Annotated in this window: 11 protein-coding genes; 2 read left to right on the top strand and 9 right to left on the bottom strand. The window is 40.9% G+C overall.

Annotated elements, in window-relative coordinates; translation table 11 throughout:
- Positions 1-50 precede the first annotated feature (50 nt).
- From DYH63_RS10180 to DYH63_RS10165, 4 genes are all read right to left on the bottom strand, one after another.
- Complete coding sequence (locus DYH63_RS10180) at positions 51-2,576, bottom strand: T9SS type A sorting domain-containing protein (protein ID WP_116788699.1); 2,526 nt, start codon at positions 2,574-2,576, stop codon at positions 51-53.
- 202 nt (positions 2,577-2,778) lie between these two features.
- On the bottom strand, positions 2,779-3,651 hold the full coding sequence (locus DYH63_RS10175; RefSeq protein WP_116788698.1) for an AraC family transcriptional regulator: 873 nt from the start codon (positions 3,649-3,651) through the stop codon (positions 2,779-2,781).
- Entirely contained in the window at positions 3,648-3,917 is a 270-nt protein-coding gene (locus DYH63_RS10170) for a hypothetical protein (protein WP_162926988.1), read from the bottom strand. The genes DYH63_RS10175 and DYH63_RS10170 overlap by 4 nt, the downstream gene beginning before the upstream one ends.
- Entirely contained in the window at positions 3,901-4,611 is a 711-nt protein-coding gene (locus DYH63_RS10165) for a hypothetical protein (RefSeq protein ID WP_116788696.1), read from the bottom strand. Before DYH63_RS10165 ends, DYH63_RS10170 begins: the two co-directional genes overlap by 17 nt.
- A 334-nt stretch (positions 4,612-4,945) precedes the next feature.
- On the opposite strand from DYH63_RS10165, the gene DYH63_RS10160 reads away from it, so the two are divergent.
- Positions 4,946-6,646 carry a helix-turn-helix domain-containing protein gene (locus DYH63_RS10160; protein ID WP_162926987.1) on the top strand — a complete coding sequence of 567 codons (1,701 nt, stop codon included), beginning with the start codon at positions 4,946-4,948 and terminating at the stop codon, positions 6,644-6,646.
- Positions 6,647-6,933: 287 nt separating this feature from the next.
- Here the strand turns inward: DYH63_RS10160 and DYH63_RS10155 are convergent, their stop codons facing one another.
- The 5 genes from DYH63_RS10155 to DYH63_RS10135 form a co-directional block, all read right to left on the bottom strand.
- Entirely contained in the window at positions 6,934-8,679 is a 1,746-nt protein-coding gene (locus tag DYH63_RS10155) for a glycosyl hydrolase family 28 protein (protein ID WP_162926986.1), read from the bottom strand.
- Between the two features lie 394 nt (positions 8,680-9,073).
- Positions 9,074-11,437 carry a beta-glucosidase family protein gene (locus tag DYH63_RS10150; RefSeq protein WP_116788693.1) on the bottom strand — a complete coding sequence of 788 codons (2,364 nt, stop codon included), beginning with the start codon at positions 11,435-11,437 and terminating at the stop codon, positions 9,074-9,076.
- 7 nt (positions 11,438-11,444) lie between these two features.
- Positions 11,445-13,760, bottom strand: coding sequence for a glycoside hydrolase family 3 protein (locus DYH63_RS10145; protein ID WP_116788692.1), 2,316 nt, complete (start codon positions 13,758-13,760; stop codon positions 11,445-11,447).
- Positions 13,761-13,764: 4 nt separating this feature from the next.
- Positions 13,765-14,781 (bottom strand): nucleoside hydrolase, encoded by a 1,017-nt coding sequence (locus tag DYH63_RS10140; RefSeq protein WP_116788691.1) that lies wholly within the window; start codon positions 14,779-14,781, stop codon positions 13,765-13,767.
- A gap of 52 nt (positions 14,782-14,833) precedes the next feature.
- A complete protein-coding gene (locus DYH63_RS10135) occupies positions 14,834-17,071 on the bottom strand; it encodes a TonB-dependent receptor (protein WP_116788690.1) in 2,238 nt (745 codons plus the stop codon).
- Between the two features lie 449 nt (positions 17,072-17,520).
- Here DYH63_RS10135 and DYH63_RS10130 point away from each other — a divergent pair, with 449 nt between their 5' ends.
- Positions 17,521-18,288 carry an NUDIX hydrolase gene (locus DYH63_RS10130; RefSeq protein ID WP_240409096.1) on the top strand — a complete coding sequence of 256 codons (768 nt, stop codon included), beginning with the start codon at positions 17,521-17,523 and terminating at the stop codon, positions 18,286-18,288.
- The last annotated feature ends 57 nt before the right edge of the window (positions 18,289-18,345 follow it).

Raw genomic sequence — 18,345 nt, 5'->3', positions numbered from 1 at the left:
AGTTTTGACCAGTAAGGCCAAAACTTCCCATTTAATTTTATTCAAATATTTTACTTCACAATCAATTGCCGGTTTTCTGTTTTACCGTCAATTTGTAAAATAATATTATAAGTTCCGGCAGCAAGATTTTTATTTTCAATTTTATTTTCGCCTTTATTCAGTATGTAAGTAGCTAACACTTTACCTGTCATGTCTGTTAATCTGGCATTAGCCTTTTCTTTAACATTGTCTACTTGAATATAGAAGTTTCCATCATTAGGATTAGGATATATAATTACGCCTTCTCCTTTACTTAGATTTTTCGCATTAGGATTTGCAAGTCTTGATGATGTACCGTGTGCTCCTTTAGGTGCGCTAATTATAGTTCTGCAGCCACTTGGTGGAATTACTACACAATACACTTGAGGATTTGTTAATGCCGTATCACCATAAAGTGTCATTTGATTACCACTAGGGCTAAATGAAGCATAAGGATTTGACCCGGGAGAAGGGATCAGTGTAAGTGTAGCGATGCTGGTATAAACTGATGGACCACTATACCATTGATAGGTAGTTCCCGCTGGTTGTGCATTTACTCTATATACGTCACTTCCCCCTACAGTTGGGTCATAACTAGGAAAACCAGTTGCCCATGCAGCACCGCTTGCTCCTACGGTTATATTTGAAAGTACAGTAGATGCGCTGCCACAAGCACCAACTGCATTATGAAATACAGTAATGCTGTAAGTACCGGCTGCCAATGTTGGAGGGATAGTCAACGCTAAGCTTCCTGATGTAATTACCCCTGATGAAGTTATTCCTACAGGAGAACTTGTAACGGTATAATTACCGAAAGTTTGAGCGTTTGAGATTGCCACAGAAGCTGTCGTTGCGCCAACATTCATACACGTGGTAGCACCTAAAATAGGGGCAACCGGCGAATAGTTTATTGCGAAAGGAGCAGAAGTAGCACTGTTGCACCCACTTAAACCTGTTGCCGTAACGGTTGCATTACCATTTAATACTGCTGTAGCACTAGCCGGGGTTACAGTAATAGAGTTTGTAGTAGTTGTAAAGCTGCCTGCTGTCCAACCGCTTGGGAATACCCAGTTGTAGCTTGCACCATTGCTTGCAGTACAAGTATAGGTTCGAGGTGTCAAAGCGCCTTTAACCACACAGGCTGTTCCGGTAATTGTGGGGGTTAATGGCCTCACATTAAAAGTATACGTTGCACTGGTGGCATTACATGCCGGAGAAGTACTGGCGGTAGCTGTTAATGTATAGGTAGCATTAATTGTCGCATTTGATGCAATGTTTACAGCAACCGTACTGCTAGGTTGCCCTGCAACACTACTAAGGGATACGCCTGTTGCACCTGCTGGCGTAGAGCTAAGTGTCCAAACTGTGGAGTTTGCCGAGGCAGCGCCCAGGTTAAATTGATTGTTAGAGCTTCCGGCTAACATACAAATGCTTCCGGGTGATGTTGTTCCAGGTATAATTATTGATCCTGTTAAACTGCGATTTACCTGGTACGGAATAGTAACTGTACTATTACACGGCGTTCCGGTAATGGTAAGTACAAGCCCGCCGGGGTTGTTATTTGGAGTAGCTACGGTTATTGTAGTAGTTGTAGCGGTGCTGCTGCTGCTAATTACCCAACCGGTATTTGGAGCGGTCCAGGTATAGATGCCTGAAGTAGGATTAGGATATACGATAGTGAATAATGAGGCACCTGTGGGATGGCAAGTTGGTGGTGCAGTAGTATAGGCCGGTGCGGTTGGCCCTAAATAAACCGGGGCTGTTGTACACGTTGTATAGGTAACACTTCCACTAGGTATAGGCCCATTTCCTCCATCAACATTTGAACTGGTATTATATCTACCTACGCAACATTTTAGTGTAAAAGGTGGAAAGGATGCCGGTGTAGTAAATGTAATAGAACTATTATCAGCTGAAAAATATGAATTAATAGCTCCAACAGGTAATCCACTCCAATAGTATTTGTCAAATCCAATGTTATCATTAGCATTATCACTGGCTACTTGATCTATTGAATAGGTATAGGTCTTATTGGGCTCAAGGCAGGTTGGGCCTACTATTGCCGGAATATTACCAAAGGTTTTATAAATTTCAAAAGCTATTGAAGAGCCGCAGCCAGGAACGCTATAGCTTACTCTAACCTGACCTTTACTGCGAGCCCAGCTAGGGTTTAGGCCTTCTGAAGAAGCTGAACGAAAGTTTTTATTATAAGTTATAATATTGGCTGTCAGCCCTGCACTTGGTTGCGTAGGCGCATTGTAAAATGGTGAAGCCGTAGAATTTGAAAGGTCACCATTCAGAAACCAGTTAGCCGAAGTTACGCCTGAAGGTGGATTAAAAGTGAAAATACCGCCCCCGCCTGGGTCAGCCATGATAACTACACCGCCATCACCCACTGTGCCGCTTGCACCTAATGTACCACCTGTACCTGCCACTACCACGGTGCAGCCCGAAGGCACGGTTACCGTTTGCGCCCATGTAAGGGCTCCTGTTAACATGAGTATGGCAAAGGCAATCCTGCCCGGCATACTCTTTTTTAATAAAGTAAAATTTTTCATAAATAGATATTGATTGAAATTAAATGATTGGTACTTTACCTGAACCTTTTATCCAATAGCCATATAAGCCAATCTGATGTATTGCTCAGGATGTATCAAACTTACCTTTTTTAAAAGGTACGACCGTTATCAAATTCCTGCCAAAAATGTGCAAAAACCGTCATAATTCATTGTAAAACAAAAGTCTATATTAATTGTTAATCTATTGATGTGATAAATGAGCCCTTGAATTACGAAATGCCGTTGGTGTTATCTTCGTATGTTTTTTAAAAAACTTACAAAATACCGAGACAGTACTAAATCGAAGTTCTTCGGTTATAAACAATAAGGACAAGTCTTGCGTATTTAGCAGTTTCTTTGCCTCTGCAACAAGGGCTTCTTCTATAAATTGCTTTACGGTTTTACTTCCTGCCTGCTTTACAATTTTAGTGAGGTGCCCTGGAGAAACAAAGAGCGCCTCAGCATAAAATTGCACACTGTGCTGCCGCCTGACATTTTCCTTTACCAGGTGTAAGAACCTGCCTAACATTCTTTTGTTTTTAGAGACTTCCCTGGCATTATATTGGTTTCCTTCCATAAAAACCCCCGTAAATTCACAAATAACCAGGTTAAAGTAGAGTTTTTTATTATCGTCTTTAAAAGTGTTGTCTGTATAAGATCGCGTTTCACAAAGCAGGCTGTATAGCGCTTCAAAGCGTGCGTAAGTCCTTGTGTTGAGTTGCAGCAATTTTGCATAGTCACGAATCTGATGTTCAAATAGCAAGGCCTTTTCCGTATCAAATATGTTCTCCCGACAATATTGCTCTGTAAAGGAATAGTTATAAATAACCAGGCATGACACGGACCGGAATATTTGCCCGTGAGAACCTGCAGGTAGGTATAGTAAATGCCCTGTCGAGAGATGATACTCCGCCCCGTGAACTTTTAACCTCAACTGACCTGCAACGACCAGCATAATTGAAAATACTTCCTGGCTGAACACGCCATCCTCAATACTTTTAATTGTATATTTCGCTGCGCCGAACCCGTCAGTTTGGACGGTTTGGTTTTTTAGATTGGTTAGGTGCCGGATCATGATTTAAAATAGAGCTTCATCAGATAGGTACTTACAAATGCTAAGTTCGCCATCATTACCAGGAATAATATTCCTAACGATAGTTGCAGTGTTTCGAGGTGTTCCATCCCGTTGGCCAGGTATTTAACGGCTACATCATATGCGTTGAGGCCTACGATACAGTAGATGCCCAGAATGTCGAGAATAAGCACTATGCTCCCAAATGCAAATTTGATCAATAGTTCCCTTTGGTATATCCAGGTTACCATATCAAATTCCTCCTGCATTATAGATACCTTCAGCCATTGCCATAGTAACCGCCTTGGCTTCGCTTTCCATGGCACCCACTGCTGCCGCTACAATATTGTTTGTTGACAGCCGCCAGTCCTTATCCTTACCTTTTCCTTTATCGCGGGCGGCGGCATAGCGCGCTATGGTTGCCGTGGTTAAGACAACTTTTTTATCGTAACTGTTTAACTTTACATCCAGCAATACGTTATGCTCGAAACCTTTGAGGGAATTGCAAAAGAGATCAAATTCTTGCTGCGTATAATCTGGTGCTGAAAATTTTGAAAACAGGAATCTCAAATGTTCCCTGGCAACAACCGAGAGCTGAGGATTACCCAGTACAACGTTGCTATCGACTCCTGCTATAAATTCTTCCTGACCCTGTGATATAGCGAAGTAACTTTTGCCTGCCAGGATTTTAAATTCATCATTTAATAGTGCGTGCGATTCTACAGCAGATACTACGTCGTGGATGTTAGACCATGCCGAACCATAGTTCATCTCTAATAATAACTGGTAGTAGACTTTGCCTGTACTGTCGTACGGATTGGCAGGGTTTTCGGGGTTAATTTCTGTTTTTAGCAGTTTCGAAATACCCTTAGTTTGCGTTTCATTACTTATCTCGGTTGTGTCAGGGCTGCATGAAAACATGCATAGGGCCAGAACTGCCAGCCCCAAAGTATTTTTAATCATGTTGCAAAATGTTTTAATTACTGAAAGGATTGGTTCAGTTTCATTTCGCCCGGGTTGATGAACAACAGTTCTGACTGCTGCCTGAATTCATACACAAATCTATAAGCACAAAACTTATACAGCAAATGCATTGGTGTGTAATTCCCGAATTCGGTATGCGTAATTCCGGAATTTTACACTACTTTTTGTTTGTTCAGTTTGTTGATAGTTAATTGTTTATGGGTGCTTTTTTTGTTGTGTCATATTATTATTAATTGGTGAAAATCATTGATGTTAATATCGGAAAAATAGATACTTTAGCATGTAATTAACCATACCTGTAATACAAAATCTTTTGAAAAAATATCTCTTACTGTTTATCTTACTGGCTGTTGTTACAGCCAGGTCGCAGCGGATGCCGGCTGTAAATGATGCACTACTATTACAGCCTTATAGCAAACTTGATGAAAAGATTGAAGAATTTGGTAAAGATGCGCGCGCTATTCCATTTTTGGATGCGTATTTACAAAAGGCTAAAAAGGAAAGAAATTATGGCGAGATCTTAAATGGATATAAAAACTACCTGCATGCTTCTCCGAATAATCTAAGGCTCACGTATGCTGACAGTATGATTGGCGTGGCAGAGCGCTCTAAAGACAATAATCTGTTAGGGTCGGCCTACCTAACCAAAGGTATTGTCTACTTTTCGCAAAAGCGGCATAGCAAAGCCCTTGACCATTATTTGATAGCTAACAAATACCTGGCAAAAAGTAACGATGCTTATTTAAAGAATAAAGTGAAGTATAATATAGCAAGTATTAAGTATTATCTTGGTTATTATAGCGATGCCATTAATCTTTATAAGGAATGTATTGCATACTTTAAGGATGAAAATACCTTAGCTTATTTAAGCTGTCTGCATTCTTTAGGGCTGTGCTATAACAGGATGGGCGATTATGTTCTTTGCAGTGCTACTAATGAATATGCGTTACAGGAAAGTGCCCGCCTGGAGGTACCGGATATGGATGCCTTGTTCAAGCTTTCACAGGGTATCAACCTTTATTTTCTAAGGGACTATTCCAAAGCCATTGTGAAAATTAAAAATACGTTAGCTGCAATCTGTAATGAACATGACTTTGCTAATGAATCGGTTGCTTATTTCTATCTTGGAAAAAATTACCTGGCGTTAGGCAAGGAAGATACCGCGATGAATTATTTCCGCAAAGTCGACCAGCTTTTTAAAAGTAAGGGGTATTTACGTCCGGACTTGCGTGAGGGTTATGAATTGCTCATTAAAAATAGCAGGGCGCAAAACAATATCCGTGGAGAGCTTTACTATGTTAACCAGCTTTTGAAAGCGGACAGCCTCTTACACAGCGACTATATTGACCTATCAAAAAAGATATACCGGGATTATGACACGGCACTATTGTTAAAAGCCAAGGACTCCCTGGAGGGGCAACTTTCCGAAAGAAAAACTCATGAGTATTTTTTTATTTTTATTGTAGCAGTGCTTTTTACGAGCCTGCTGTACCTGGCCTATCGTTATTTTAAAATCCGTCACCACTATAAAATCCGTTTTGAGGCGTTATTTGATCAGGCTCCCAGCGGTGCCGAGGAGCAAGAGCCATTACCTTTGAAAGAAGAACTGGCAACACTTATCATAAAGCCTGAAGTTGTGGAGTACATCCTAAATGGTTTGGTAAAATTTGAATCACAGCATAAATATTTGCAAAGCGATCTTACCGTTGGCAAGCTGGCGGATTCTATTGGAACGAATCCAAAGTATCTTTCGAAGGTAATAGCTGCATACCGCGGTAAAAAGTTCGTATATTATATTAATGACCTCAAGATAGATTATATTATTGAGTTAGTAAAGACAGAAGGGAAATACAGAAATTACACGAATAAAGCGTTGGCAGAGGAAGCCGGTTTTAGTACCACGCAGCATTTTACTACTGCTTTTAGTAAATATGCGGGTATTTCACCGACGTTTTTCATTACTGAACTTAAAAAAAGATATGCCCAGGAAATTGTGCCAATGGATCAGGCATAAGGATTTGGGTAGGATGTGATCATTAATTTTTTTTTACCATCCTCAATGTAAAGTTAATCCTTGTCAGCAGGAATTTTTTGGTCTTAGAGACATGGTGTTTCCAAAGCGTATTGATTGGCCCTGATATTAAAAGCAGTCTACAATGGTGCAGGTAGATTTCTTGGAGTTCATATCAAAAAGTAGACGCCAAAAATATAAGAGCTTTGGGTGGATATCTCTCTCATCATAATTTCCAATTTTGAAAAATTATTCTTCTCTAACTATCGCCTGCCTTTTATCTGCCGGTGCTACTGTCTGGCTGCAATTTGTAAAATTAATATCCGTTGCATATCTAATGTAATATCCCCATGCCGGAAGCATGCCAAAAACACTGTATTCGGGATAGTTTCCTTTATATTCACCGGGCGTTTGGGGATAGAAGTTGCACCACCTTTAAACGAGTCAACCTTTACATTATTAAAGGTAACATCCTTCACTTTATAAACAGTTCCGTCCAAATTAATACCGCTGATACAACTGCCTATATTGTCACTAATATTTCTGAAATCTAAATTAGAAAATGTTATATCGCTTATGCTGCCGGTTTTTGCCGAAGCTCCCGCAGGCCTATGACCCCGTTTTCCGGCTGCATGTAGTAAGAAAAAAGCGTTTGCTGAGGTCTTCAAATTTATCTTATCGAAGGTAATATTCGAAAAGTCGGCACCATCCAGTCCTTGTAGTGAAATGGCGCATAAACCACCTCTCCCAGATCCATTAATGGCTATATCCTGAAGTAAACAGTTCGTAAAAGCGCCATAAGTTAAAGTGCCGAATTTTATTTTATTGCCTGTGGTACCATTTATAGTAACATTTTTAATAGTCATATTATTTACACCTTTTGCCGAACCGCTTTTAGGACAAATCGCATCGTCCTGGCATAAAATAGTACTATTGGTAATGCTTACTTCATGAGAATCACAAATATCAATACCATCTTTATTAACGCCGTATGCAGACGTGTTAATGTTGATTCCGTCTACTATTACGTCATCACATTCTAAAATAACAAAGTCCCACATGGCACTGTTCTTAATGTCTATATTCGCAACCCTTACATTGTTGGAGTAAGCAACATATAATGCCATTGGTCGCAGTATTTCATCTTTGGTATGATCCCATATAGTACAATCTCCATTACCATCAATTATACCACCACCTGCAATTGTTAGGTTGTTTACTCCCTCTGCATATACAAAGGCTTCCTTGAGTTCCCAACCGCCGCCGCCAAGAACGTCGGGTAACCATACATTAGCATTATCCGCATGCCGCGCTATGGCTGGGTATAGCGAATTATCCTGTATGCCTTTCAGTATTGCGGTACGGTCAATCCATAAGGTCATATTTGATTTTAACCTTATTTGACCGGACATATATGTTCCGTTTGACACAATTACAGAACCGCCATTAGAACAAGCGTCTATAGCTGCCTGTATGGCTTTTGTATCGTTTGTTTTTCCGTCACCTTTTGCTCCATAATTTTTTACATTATATTTAGTTCCTGTTGGACTGCAAAGCCCATCATCGCTTGAAAGAGCTATATTGTCTATATTAGGACCACCATTTGAGGTGTTGGCTACAAGTCGTATAATATTATTCCCTGCATTAAGATGCACAGTAACTCTGTCAATCCAGTAATAGTTCCAGTCATCAAAACGTGATGGAAACTCTAAGTCTTTTAATGCCTTACCATTTACGGTTAATTTGCAAGGGCGATTCGTTCCACCTGCATTCGCATATTTAATTAATAATGTATAATCTCCTGCTGTTGCACTATATATATTATTCCATTCGGCATAAGAGCCTTTTCCTCCCATATCAAGATAACCAGACCCAACATATGGAAAATTTGATGTGCCAACTGTACAATCAGATGATTTACTGGTAAAGTTTTCTCCCTCGTAATAAGATGTCTTAAAGGTTTTAGCACCTTGGGCGCTTACTGTTTTTAATGAAAGTATTGTTAAAATAAATAAAGCTACCTGTTTAAATTTCATGCTGTTTTTGTTTAAAATCTCATTTCCTTTGCTAAAGTAGCCTTTTATCATTTGATGTATTTCTATAGGAGTGTGTCAATTTTCATTCAAATTGTTTCAATGCTCAAATTTCAGCCCTTTTAAAAATGGCTTGAAATGTTTGGTTGAAAAATGAGATGATTCGTGTGCTTTCAAAAACTTTAAAATTATAGCTATAAAATATTTTTTTAGGTTTCTAAAGGAATTTTTAATGTAGTAAAAGGGCTTCGGGCTTTAACTTCTCTAAAGGTATGAAAAACAAAAATCCTGTTGAAGATGATGGTTGCAACTGTAGTTCAGTATCACAACAAATTTATCTCCAACAGGAATATTATAAAAAAATCAACATAGTTTCAAGGGCATAATAGCCCCGAAATTATTTATTTTCAAGGTCTTTAAAACTGTCTTCAGTTTTAAAGGTATCGTGTACTTTTTCTGCAGTAATATCGCTGCTTACCGTAAACTCCTTTTTCAGTTTTATATCTTTAGACGATGCACCTAATTTTACAGTATAAGTACCTTTTTCAGCTACCCATGCACTTTGCGCGTCTATAAAAGAAGCAAGGTCTTTTGCTTTAAGCGTAAAGCTAAGTGTTTCAGATTCTCCCGGTTTTAGTGTTTTGGTTTTGGCAAAGCCCTTAAGTTCTTCAGTAGGCTTGTCGGTAAGTTTAGCCGGTGCGGCAAGGTATAGCTGTGCTACTTCTTTACCTGCTGTTTTACCTGTATTTTTAACGGTAACCGTAACTTTAATTTCATTAGTGAATGAAGTGTTGCTTAGGTTAAGGTTGCTGTATTCAAACGTAGTGTAAGAACTGCCGTAACCAAAATCATACGATGGTTTTACGTCAAAAGTATTGAAGTAACGGTAACCCACATAAATGCCTTCTCTGTAATATACATCGGTAGGGTTGTTTGCAGGTGCGCCCAGCCAGTTAGATGCAGAAGCATGATCATTATACGAAACAGGGAATGTCATGGTAAGTTTGCCCGAAGGATTCACTTTACCGTTAAGAACATCGGCAACAGCGTTACCGCCTTCCTGGCCAGCCTGCCATGCAAGTAGTATGGCATCTACCTTGTCTTTCCAGCTGTACGTTTCAATAACCCCACCAATATTCAATATTACAATTACCTTTTTGCCCTCGGCATGAAAAGCATCGGCAACAGTATTTATCATTTTTATTTCATCCTGGCCAAGGTAAAAATCGTTGTCTATATGGCGGTCTTCATTCTCTCCAGATGCCCTGCCAATTGTTATAACAGCAGCTGCATCTGATTTTGCTTTTTGCGCGACCATATTTTTATCCAATGGCATTTCGGGCAGGCGTTGCGGCACAGCCAGTAGCCCGCCGTTTTCTTCTCGGCGCTTCATTTCTTTAGCTACAACAGCTTCAACAAATGGTGTATAAGCTGTTTTAAGGTCGTTGTCTATTTTATAGCCGGCGTTTGTAAGGCCTTCTATAAGCGAAACAGAGTAAGCTTCATTTACATCGCCACTACCGGTACCGCCTGCAATAAAATTGTATGATGTATCTCCAAACACCGCTAATGTTCCTGTAGTATTTGTGTACGGAAGCACGTTCGACTCATTTTTAAGCAACACCATACCCTCAGCGCCCGCTGTACGTGTTACCTGGGCATGCGCTTTCAGGTCGGGCTTGTTACTGTATTTGTATTTTTTGAATGTAGGCGATTGCAATACATAACTTAAAATGCGCTTCAGGCTGGCATTAACAGCTGTTTTATCTGCCTTACCGTTTTTAATGGCAGCTACAAGTGCATTATACTGAGGCTCCATACCGGGCATAAGCAGGTCGTTACCCGCATTTACCTGAGCTGTTACATCGCTAACCACACCGTCTTTCAAAATGTTTTCAAAGCCCGGGTAACCTCCAAACCAGTCAGTCATTACATAACCTTTATAGCCCCACTCGTCTCTAAGCACTGTTGTAAGCAGGTCTTTACTGGCAGAAGTATAAATGCCGTCTACCTTGTTATAAGACGACATTACTGTCCAGGGAGATGACTCTTTAATAGCAATTTCAAAACCGCGCAGGTAAATTTCGCGCATGGCACGCTCGCTAATATGTGCGTTAATGGTAAGTCGGTTTGTTTCCTGGTTGTTAGCGGAAAAATGCTTAATAGAAGTACCTACACCGTTTGCCTGTATGCCTTTGATATAGGCCGAAGCTATCTTACCGGCTACAAGCGGGTCTTCAGAATAATATTCAAAGTTACGGCCATTTAACGGGTTACGATGAATGTTCAGTGCAGGAGCAAGCAGCACGTCTACACCATATTCTTTTACTTCTTCGCCCATTGCTTTACCTACAGCTTCTATAAGTTCAGGATTCCAGGTAGAGGCCAGCAATGTACCTACAGGGAACGCCGTAGCATAAAAGGTATTTGGATTGTTTTTACGCTTTGGCTGAATACGAAGCCCGGCTGGGCCATCGGCAACTACAGTTTCAGGTATTCCCAGGCGCGGTATGGCTCTTGTGCCGCCTGCCTGGCCTAAAACGCGTACATCAGGTTCGCCCTCAAGAGGCACAAGTCCTGCATAACCAGGCATACCCGGGCCTACTAAAAGGGTTGCTTTTTCCTCGGGAGTCATCGCATTTATCACCTCATCCAATGATGCTTTTCCTAATTGCGGTGCTTTCTTTTGGGCATTGGCATATTGTATCGAAAACAACACAACAACGGCCAGTGTTTTTACTGATAATATGTTTTTTTTCATTTTTAAATTATTTACTATTATTATACTTAGCAGTCCTGCTGTCTTTTATTACTCCCTTCCAGTTAAGGCCAAAGCCAAAATCATATTTGTTACCTTCACTGTCTGTATGTGGTTCCATGTCAAACGGAACGTCTTCTTTTTGTGCTTCAACCGTTTCCATATTGGCTGGCATTTGCAGCGGCAATAAGCCTGATGGTGCTGCCTTGCCCGAAATAATATCGAGTACCGCCTGGGTAGATACGCCAAAGTTTAGTACAATACCATCTACCTGTTTTTCAAACTCCGCGAATATCATAGGCTTATCGGCAGTAACCGATACAATAACCGGCTTATCGCCCATAAGCATCTTGGTGTCTTCAATGGTTCTCAAATCCATAATGTTAGACGATGTAGTAGTTTTACCTTTGTAGCTACGGTTTTTAATCGTAGGGTCTACCACGGGGTCGCCTGCTGCTATGCTGTGCTCGCGGGCTGTATTAGCGGTATAAGTACCATACTGAAGAGAAATTGGTACATAGCCATTACCACCCTGTGCACGCTCTGCTTCGCTATAGCCACCTTCTTTGCTTTGCGGGTTCTTTACAAACACAATAGCAAAATCTGCTTTTGTAGCGTCTTCGGTTACGTTGTAGTATTTTTTAACCAGGTTAATATCTACAGGATAATCAAACGTCGCCGGGGTGGCAATGCCCCACCAGTCCGTCTTAACCGGAGTGTATATTTTAGGGATGTACACTGTTTTCTTTTCCTTAACAGGAAGTGCCTGTTGTTTGTTTTTTAACAGCACAACTGATTTTACCTGGGCATCGTAACCGGCTTTCATAAACTCGGGTTTACCTACTGTTGCTTTGGTTTTTTCTACATCCAGGTATGGATTTTCAAATAATCCTGTGCGGAATATGTTTTTTAGAAGGCGCACAGCACTGCGCTCAAAACGCTGACGCATGTACTTTTCGCCATGCTCCTTAACACCCATTTGGTACGCTTCTAGAACAGGGCCTTTGTCGTTATTGCCCCCAAACTGGTCTACACCCGCCATAAGCACTTTGTAGTGGCGCTCTGCTATGTTAAGTGCTTCTGTACCCCAGGGCTTACCGGCAAATGTTCCCGGGGTCTTACCTTCGTCAGCCGTAATAAGCCAGTCGGTACATACAACACCGTCGTAACCATAGGTATCACGAAGCAGTTCAGTAATCATATATTTACTGAAACCGTTACCTACATTTTCTTTGTATTTAGAATCTCGGTCAAAACTAATTGTATAGTAGGGCATTACCGCCGAAGCCGACTTAGTGCCGCCATCAAGCTTAAATGCGCCTTCGAGGAAAGGCTTGGTATGGCTGGCAAAATTATTACCCGGATACACGGCATACTTGCCCATAGCCCAGTGCCCATCGCGGCCACCTTCTTCGGGTCCTCCGCCCGGCCAGTGCTTTACCATGGCATTAACGCTGCTGTAACCCCAGCCATTTTTAATTTCTGTAGCCTTATCAGATGTCTGGAAACCCTCTATATATGCTTTGCCCATATCAGTAACTAACTGAGGCGATTCGCTAAATACATACCCTATACGGTACCATCGTGGCTCTGTACCCAAATCTACCTGTGGCGATAGTGCCGTAGCTATACCCAGTGCACGGTACTCCTGCGCAGCTATACGCCCAAATTGTTTTACTAGTTCAGGATCAAAAGTAGCACCCAGTGCCAGCCCATCCGGCCAAAGCGAAATAGTACCGCCTGCGCCCGCATTAAACTCAGAGGTTACTGTAGCTGTATTTCTTGGGTCTGAACTATTGTTTGCAGGTATGCCCATGCCCAGACCTTCTACAAATGCCTGTGCATTATTGTTCCATTTTGCGGCCACCTCCGGCGACTCTAAAGCCGTTAGCAGTACATGGCGCAGGTTATCATCTTTAAGAAATTGCTTTTGTTGGTCGCTTAGTTCGTACGCCTGCATACCGCTTTCAGAAAATGGCTTGCCATTGTATGTTCCTGCCCCGAAACCTTCAGAATTGCTTGGCAGCTTTTGGTGCTGGCTGTAAAGCATAAGCCCTGCAATTTGCGCTACCGTCATTTGCGACGCCAGGTCTTTTGCACGTTCCTCTGCCGGCAGGCGCCAGTCTTCATACTTATCGAGCTTACCGTTTTTGTTGAGGTCTTTAAATTTTTCACCTTTTATGGTAAGTATTTTTATACCGCTTGTAGCGCTGTAACCCAACATGGTGCCTGATTTAGACTTTACGGTTTTTACATCGGTTTGCTGTGCGGTAGCTATTTGCAGGGCAAAAGCCAGATACAGGCCTGTAATTACTGATTTTTTCATGCTATTACTTTTTGTTTAAGATTTGAAGCTTCGCATAGAAATCTTCAAACATCAATCGGTTATCAAGATGGTGGTATACACGTATGTTCCTGCCGTTATTATGTACCTCATACAAACCTGCATCGTTTACTTTAGGAGCCTGCTTAACAGAATAAAAGCTCGAAGAAGGGTCTGCTTCAAAAGATGACTGCAAAGCAGTAAGCAGCACTAATGGTGAATCGCCCATAATGTAAGTTTCGCCCGTGTAGATTTTATACTTGTTGGTCATTTCTCTAACGTGGTCTATTTTCCTGGTTAAGTATGCGCCTATTTTTCCGTGTGGCTTTACTTTGGTAAGTAATTCAGAATACGACATCAATGTTTCGCGGTAGGCATTGCGGGGCACCTGCCAAAGTGTAATGTTACTTTGGTTAAAAATTACCTTTACCGCAGCTACATCTATACCCGTGTTGTACTCCATAGAGGTATAGCCCGGTGGGGGAGTGGCGATATCTGTATATTCTGTACCACCAATCCAAACCAGTATAATTTTATCGGCAATCTTGGGTTCAATGAGATAGGCGCTTGCTATTTCGGTAAGTCCGCCGCCGCATACTATATACAGAGGAGTGTTTACATCGGTACGCATGGCTTCCTGTACAATAGCTTTAGCCCCGTCAGATGCTATAGCGGTTTTATTATCCTTTAGCGGTGCATTACTGCCCTGATATACGGTAAACTTTTGTTGTAGTTTTAAAAGGCTCAGTACCTCTCTAACATTATCTACAGCGTGGGTAGCCGTTTCGTTTGAGTTGTCAAAACCATCTCCGGGGCGAAGATGCGAACCTATTATGCCCCTTATTTCTACCGATGGCGACAGTACATGATGTACGAGTTGGAACAAGCCATCGGGGTCGCCGGCATAGTCATTGTCCAGTATTACGCGCATGCGTGGCTTTATACCTGCATCTGTAGTATTTTGCGCTGTGGCAGCTAGTGAGCAGCCCAGTAGCAGTGCAGAAAATATATGTTTGTATTTCATAATTTAAACATTTTAAGCAGGCTGCACACAGCACAGCCTGCTTTTTATAATCTTAGAAATTAAAGTTTACTGACAACTGTACTGTAAATGGCCTTATGTAAGACCCTGTAAGCAACTGCCCGTAATATGGGCTTGCATCGCTAATAAGCTCAGCACCGTTTATGGTTCCTTTTGCACCGGTTTGGTTCAGGAAGTTTACCACTGTGGCACCAAAGCCTAAGTTTTTATTGTACTGGTAGTTTATACCTCCAAAGTTTTCCCACCTTGGCGCAAAGTACAGTGCGTTTGTAATGTTAGCGTACTGCTTGCTGAAATACCTGAAACTTGCCCAGAACTTCCATTTTTCAACAGAGTAGCTTGGGTCTATTTCCATTAGTACATTAGAAATTTCCAGTACGGTTTTGTTGTTATAATCGTAGTTGTTACCAAAGGCTGAAAACGTAAAGTTTTTATATACCGGATCTTGTAGTGTAATCAGGTAATGAAGATTAAAGCCTTTAAATGGAGTAACCATCATATCGGTAGTCCAGCCCAGGGTTTGTATGTCATAGAAAACCGTAGCCTGTTGTGTTTCGGTATCATCTTCGGGGTTTACAAGATTAAAACGCGTCAGGTAATTATTCTTCTTAAGATATGTACCCTGAGATACAAGGCTGAAGTACTTTGTATTCCAGAATATCCCTAAACCAGCAAGCGGGCTTCTGCTCTTAACCACACTTGGCGCTATAGCTGTCGAGAAACTCTCTAAACGCCCGTTTTCTTCGGTATACAGGAAGTTTGCCAAGGCACCAAAGTTTTTAGTAATGTTATAGTTAAGGTTAAGATTACCCGCTACGTGAAAATAGCTGTCTTTAATGTTAGTAAGCACAGCATCCTGCATGGTAAATCCTTCGGTACGTGCGGTCTGGCTATAGCTTCCGTTTAGCAGCTGGCTTCTTAGCATAAGTCCTGCTTTAAGGTTAAACCTTTCAGATACCTTCCAGTTGTCTGTACCGTAAACAGAAAGCTTGTTCTCTGAACCATCAAAATATTCTGCGCTGGAGTTATAACCGTAAAAACCATACTCATCTGTACCCGGGCCTATAAGGCGCTGTGGCTGGTCTTCTACCGTCTGGAAAAATAGCGAACGGTTAGAGTGGTATTTATCTACATTATAGTATTGCTCTAAAACACCTATGCTAAGGTCGTGGTTCTTTATTTGCTTGTTTAAAGAGAAACGCCCCATTATAGAAGTAGTAGGAATGCTCGGGCTGTTCATGGCAAGCTGTGTACCCACATTACCCTCATAAGCCTGGCCGGTACCTGCTATGGTATAACCATCTGTAGCCGATGCCTGGAAAATACTTAGAGGAATGCTGTATAGTAATGATGATTTTGCAAGGTGCAAACGTGTGGTATATTTAAAGTTCCAACCGTTGTTTAGTTTGTAGTTACCAAAAACATCGACTGTATGGCTGCGGTTCCTGTTATCTTTTCCATCAAATTCTCCCCAGTAATAGTCGCCTGTAACAGCATCTTTAAACCTCATTTTGCCATCCCTTACATAGTAAGAGCTGTTGCCTATCTCAAAACCGGGAATTTCAGATGTCTTGCCGTTTGGTCCGTACTGAAAAACTGCATAGTTAGTGTTTACATAAGAATCGGCATATTTATAAAATACATTAAACTCTCCTTTATCGTCTTTAAAATACTTGGTTACACCCGCCCTGTAAATTTTGGTCTGGTCTTCATATTTGTTAAAGCCAACATCGTAAGTAGATGGGTCGAAGTTTAAGAATGCTCCTATTGAATACGTCCAGCCATTTTTAGTTATTGGCCCAGATACGTTTACATCGCCCTGTAGCCATCCAAAGTGGCTGCCCTGAAGGTTACCTTTTGCGTGGAAATCTTTAGTACCGTTTTGTGTATAAGAGTTTACCGCAAAGCCAAGATCGCCCATATTGCTTGCCAGGTCTTCCATTTTTAAAAGCCCTGTATTTTTAAGGCTTACGCTTTGCCTCCAGGTTTTGTTAGGGAGTTCCGGCCAAAAAAAGTACACTACCGGCAGGTCGTTCTCTAAAATGGTTATACCACCTACAGAGGCCGGTAACCCGATGTTTACATCTCTGGGGCCTGAATTGCTCGATGCGTTTAGCATCACATTACGGTCGCCGCCGTTATCTGATTTGATTTTTTGGCTCAGGGCAACCGAATCCTGAACGGTAAGTTTCTTTTCCTCCTGTGCGCTTACGCCGGCGGCTGCCATTAAAAAAAAGCCACCTGCAAGGAGTTTAAAGTAGTTGTTTTTCATTTGTATTAATTATTTAGGTTTGGGTATAAGAATTCCGGGTCAGGAGTTTGGGTTTCCTAACCTTTTGAATTATAAATATTGTTGTGAGTATTTAAGAGCGTACCATCAATACAATTGCGCAGGCTGTATTATAGCTTTTCTTTTGTTGTTTAGTTATGTTGTTGTTTATAGTTATATGTTTAATATACACTTCTTACATCGTTTTCGAGAAGCTAGTGTTTTTATGCTTCTACATGAAGCAATATTATAACATTTTTTTAATGTTTCCAAATGAAGCATAAAAATTTTACAACGTTGTAGGGGTAAATTAACATAGAGGCCTATTATTTTAAACCATTCATTTATTAGGAAGTAGCAGTATTTTCTGGGCTTAAGATTAAAATTAATGCTTCATAATAAAACATTAAAAAAATACTAAAATTTGCAGAAAAAAAATCATAGCTGTATTTTTGGAAAAAAAGATTATGTCAGGCAGTTTTAGCGATAAACTTCAAACAAGCTCTGCAATCTATAAAGAAAAATACCTGGCGCATATTTCTATTGATTGTGTGGTATTTGGCTTTCATAACGATTGTCTTAAGGTGCTGCTCACCCGTTTTGAAGGTGAAAATACCTGGGCACTACCCGGTGGCTATGTTGATAAGAACGAAGATATAATAGAAGCTGCCAAAAATATACTATTTAGGCGCACAGGCGCTACCGATGTTTACCTGAACCAGTTTAAAACTTTTGGTAAAACGGGGAGGTCAGAAGGTTTTTTCGACAATTATCCTAAAGGGCTGTGGCAGGCAGACCGCTTTATATCTATTGGCTACTATGCCCTGATAGACTTTACTACACTTGATCCAAAAATTGATATGTTTTCTGATGCCTGTGCATGGCACGATATACAGGCATTGCCCGGATTTACTATGGATCACGGCGAAATATATAATGAAGCACTCTTGCAGCTAAGGCGCGACCTTAATTACAAGCCCATAGGCTATAACCTGTTGCCTGAAAAGTTTACCCTGCCGGAATTGCAAAAACTGTATGAAGTTATTTTAGATAAAGAACTTAACAGAGGAAACTTTTATCGTAAAATGAAGCGATATAACATACTAAAAAAGCTTGATGAAAAACGTAAAGGAGGTGCTCATAAATCGCCTGACTTATATGTATTTAATGGCGATGAATATGCTAAAGCTTTAGAAAATGGTTTCCAGGAGAGTTGGTAATATGTAAATTGTCATTAAATTTAAATTGCACCGGAAAGATATTCAAAAATGACTAAT

The organism is Flavobacterium psychrotrophum (assembly GCF_003403075.1).
Classification (GTDB): domain Bacteria; phylum Bacteroidota; class Bacteroidia; order Flavobacteriales; family Flavobacteriaceae; genus Flavobacterium; species Flavobacterium psychrotrophum.
The sequence above is the reverse complement of the archived record's forward strand: the minus strand, read 5'-3'. Positions and strand labels throughout refer to the sequence as shown.

Bases quoted from the DNA above. Each gene is read 5' to 3' on its own strand.
- DYH63_RS10180 (WP_116788699.1), bottom strand. From the start codon at position 2,576: ATGAAAAATTTTACTTTATTAAAAAAGAGTATGCCGGGCAGGATTGCC.
- DYH63_RS10175 (WP_116788698.1), bottom strand. From the start codon at position 3,651: ATGATCCGGCACCTAACCAATCTAAAAAACCAAACCGTCCAAACTGAC.
- DYH63_RS10170 (WP_162926988.1), bottom strand. From the start codon at position 3,917: ATGCAGGAGGAATTTGATATGGTAACCTGGATATACCAAAGGGAACTA.
- DYH63_RS10165 (WP_116788696.1), bottom strand. From the start codon at position 4,611: ATGATTAAAAATACTTTGGGGCTGGCAGTTCTGGCCCTATGCATGTTT.
- DYH63_RS10155 (WP_162926986.1), bottom strand. From the start codon at position 8,679: ATGAAATTTAAACAGGTAGCTTTATTTATTTTAACAATACTTTCATTA.
- DYH63_RS10150 (WP_116788693.1), bottom strand. From the start codon at position 11,437: ATGAAAAAAAACATATTATCAGTAAAAACACTGGCCGTTGTTGTGTTG.
- DYH63_RS10145 (WP_116788692.1), bottom strand. From the start codon at position 13,760: ATGAAAAAATCAGTAATTACAGGCCTGTATCTGGCTTTTGCCCTGCAA.
- DYH63_RS10140 (WP_116788691.1), bottom strand. From the start codon at position 14,781: ATGAAATACAAACATATATTTTCTGCACTGCTACTGGGCTGCTCACTA.
- DYH63_RS10135 (WP_116788690.1), bottom strand. From the start codon at position 17,071: ATGAAAAACAACTACTTTAAACTCCTTGCAGGTGGCTTTTTTTTAATG.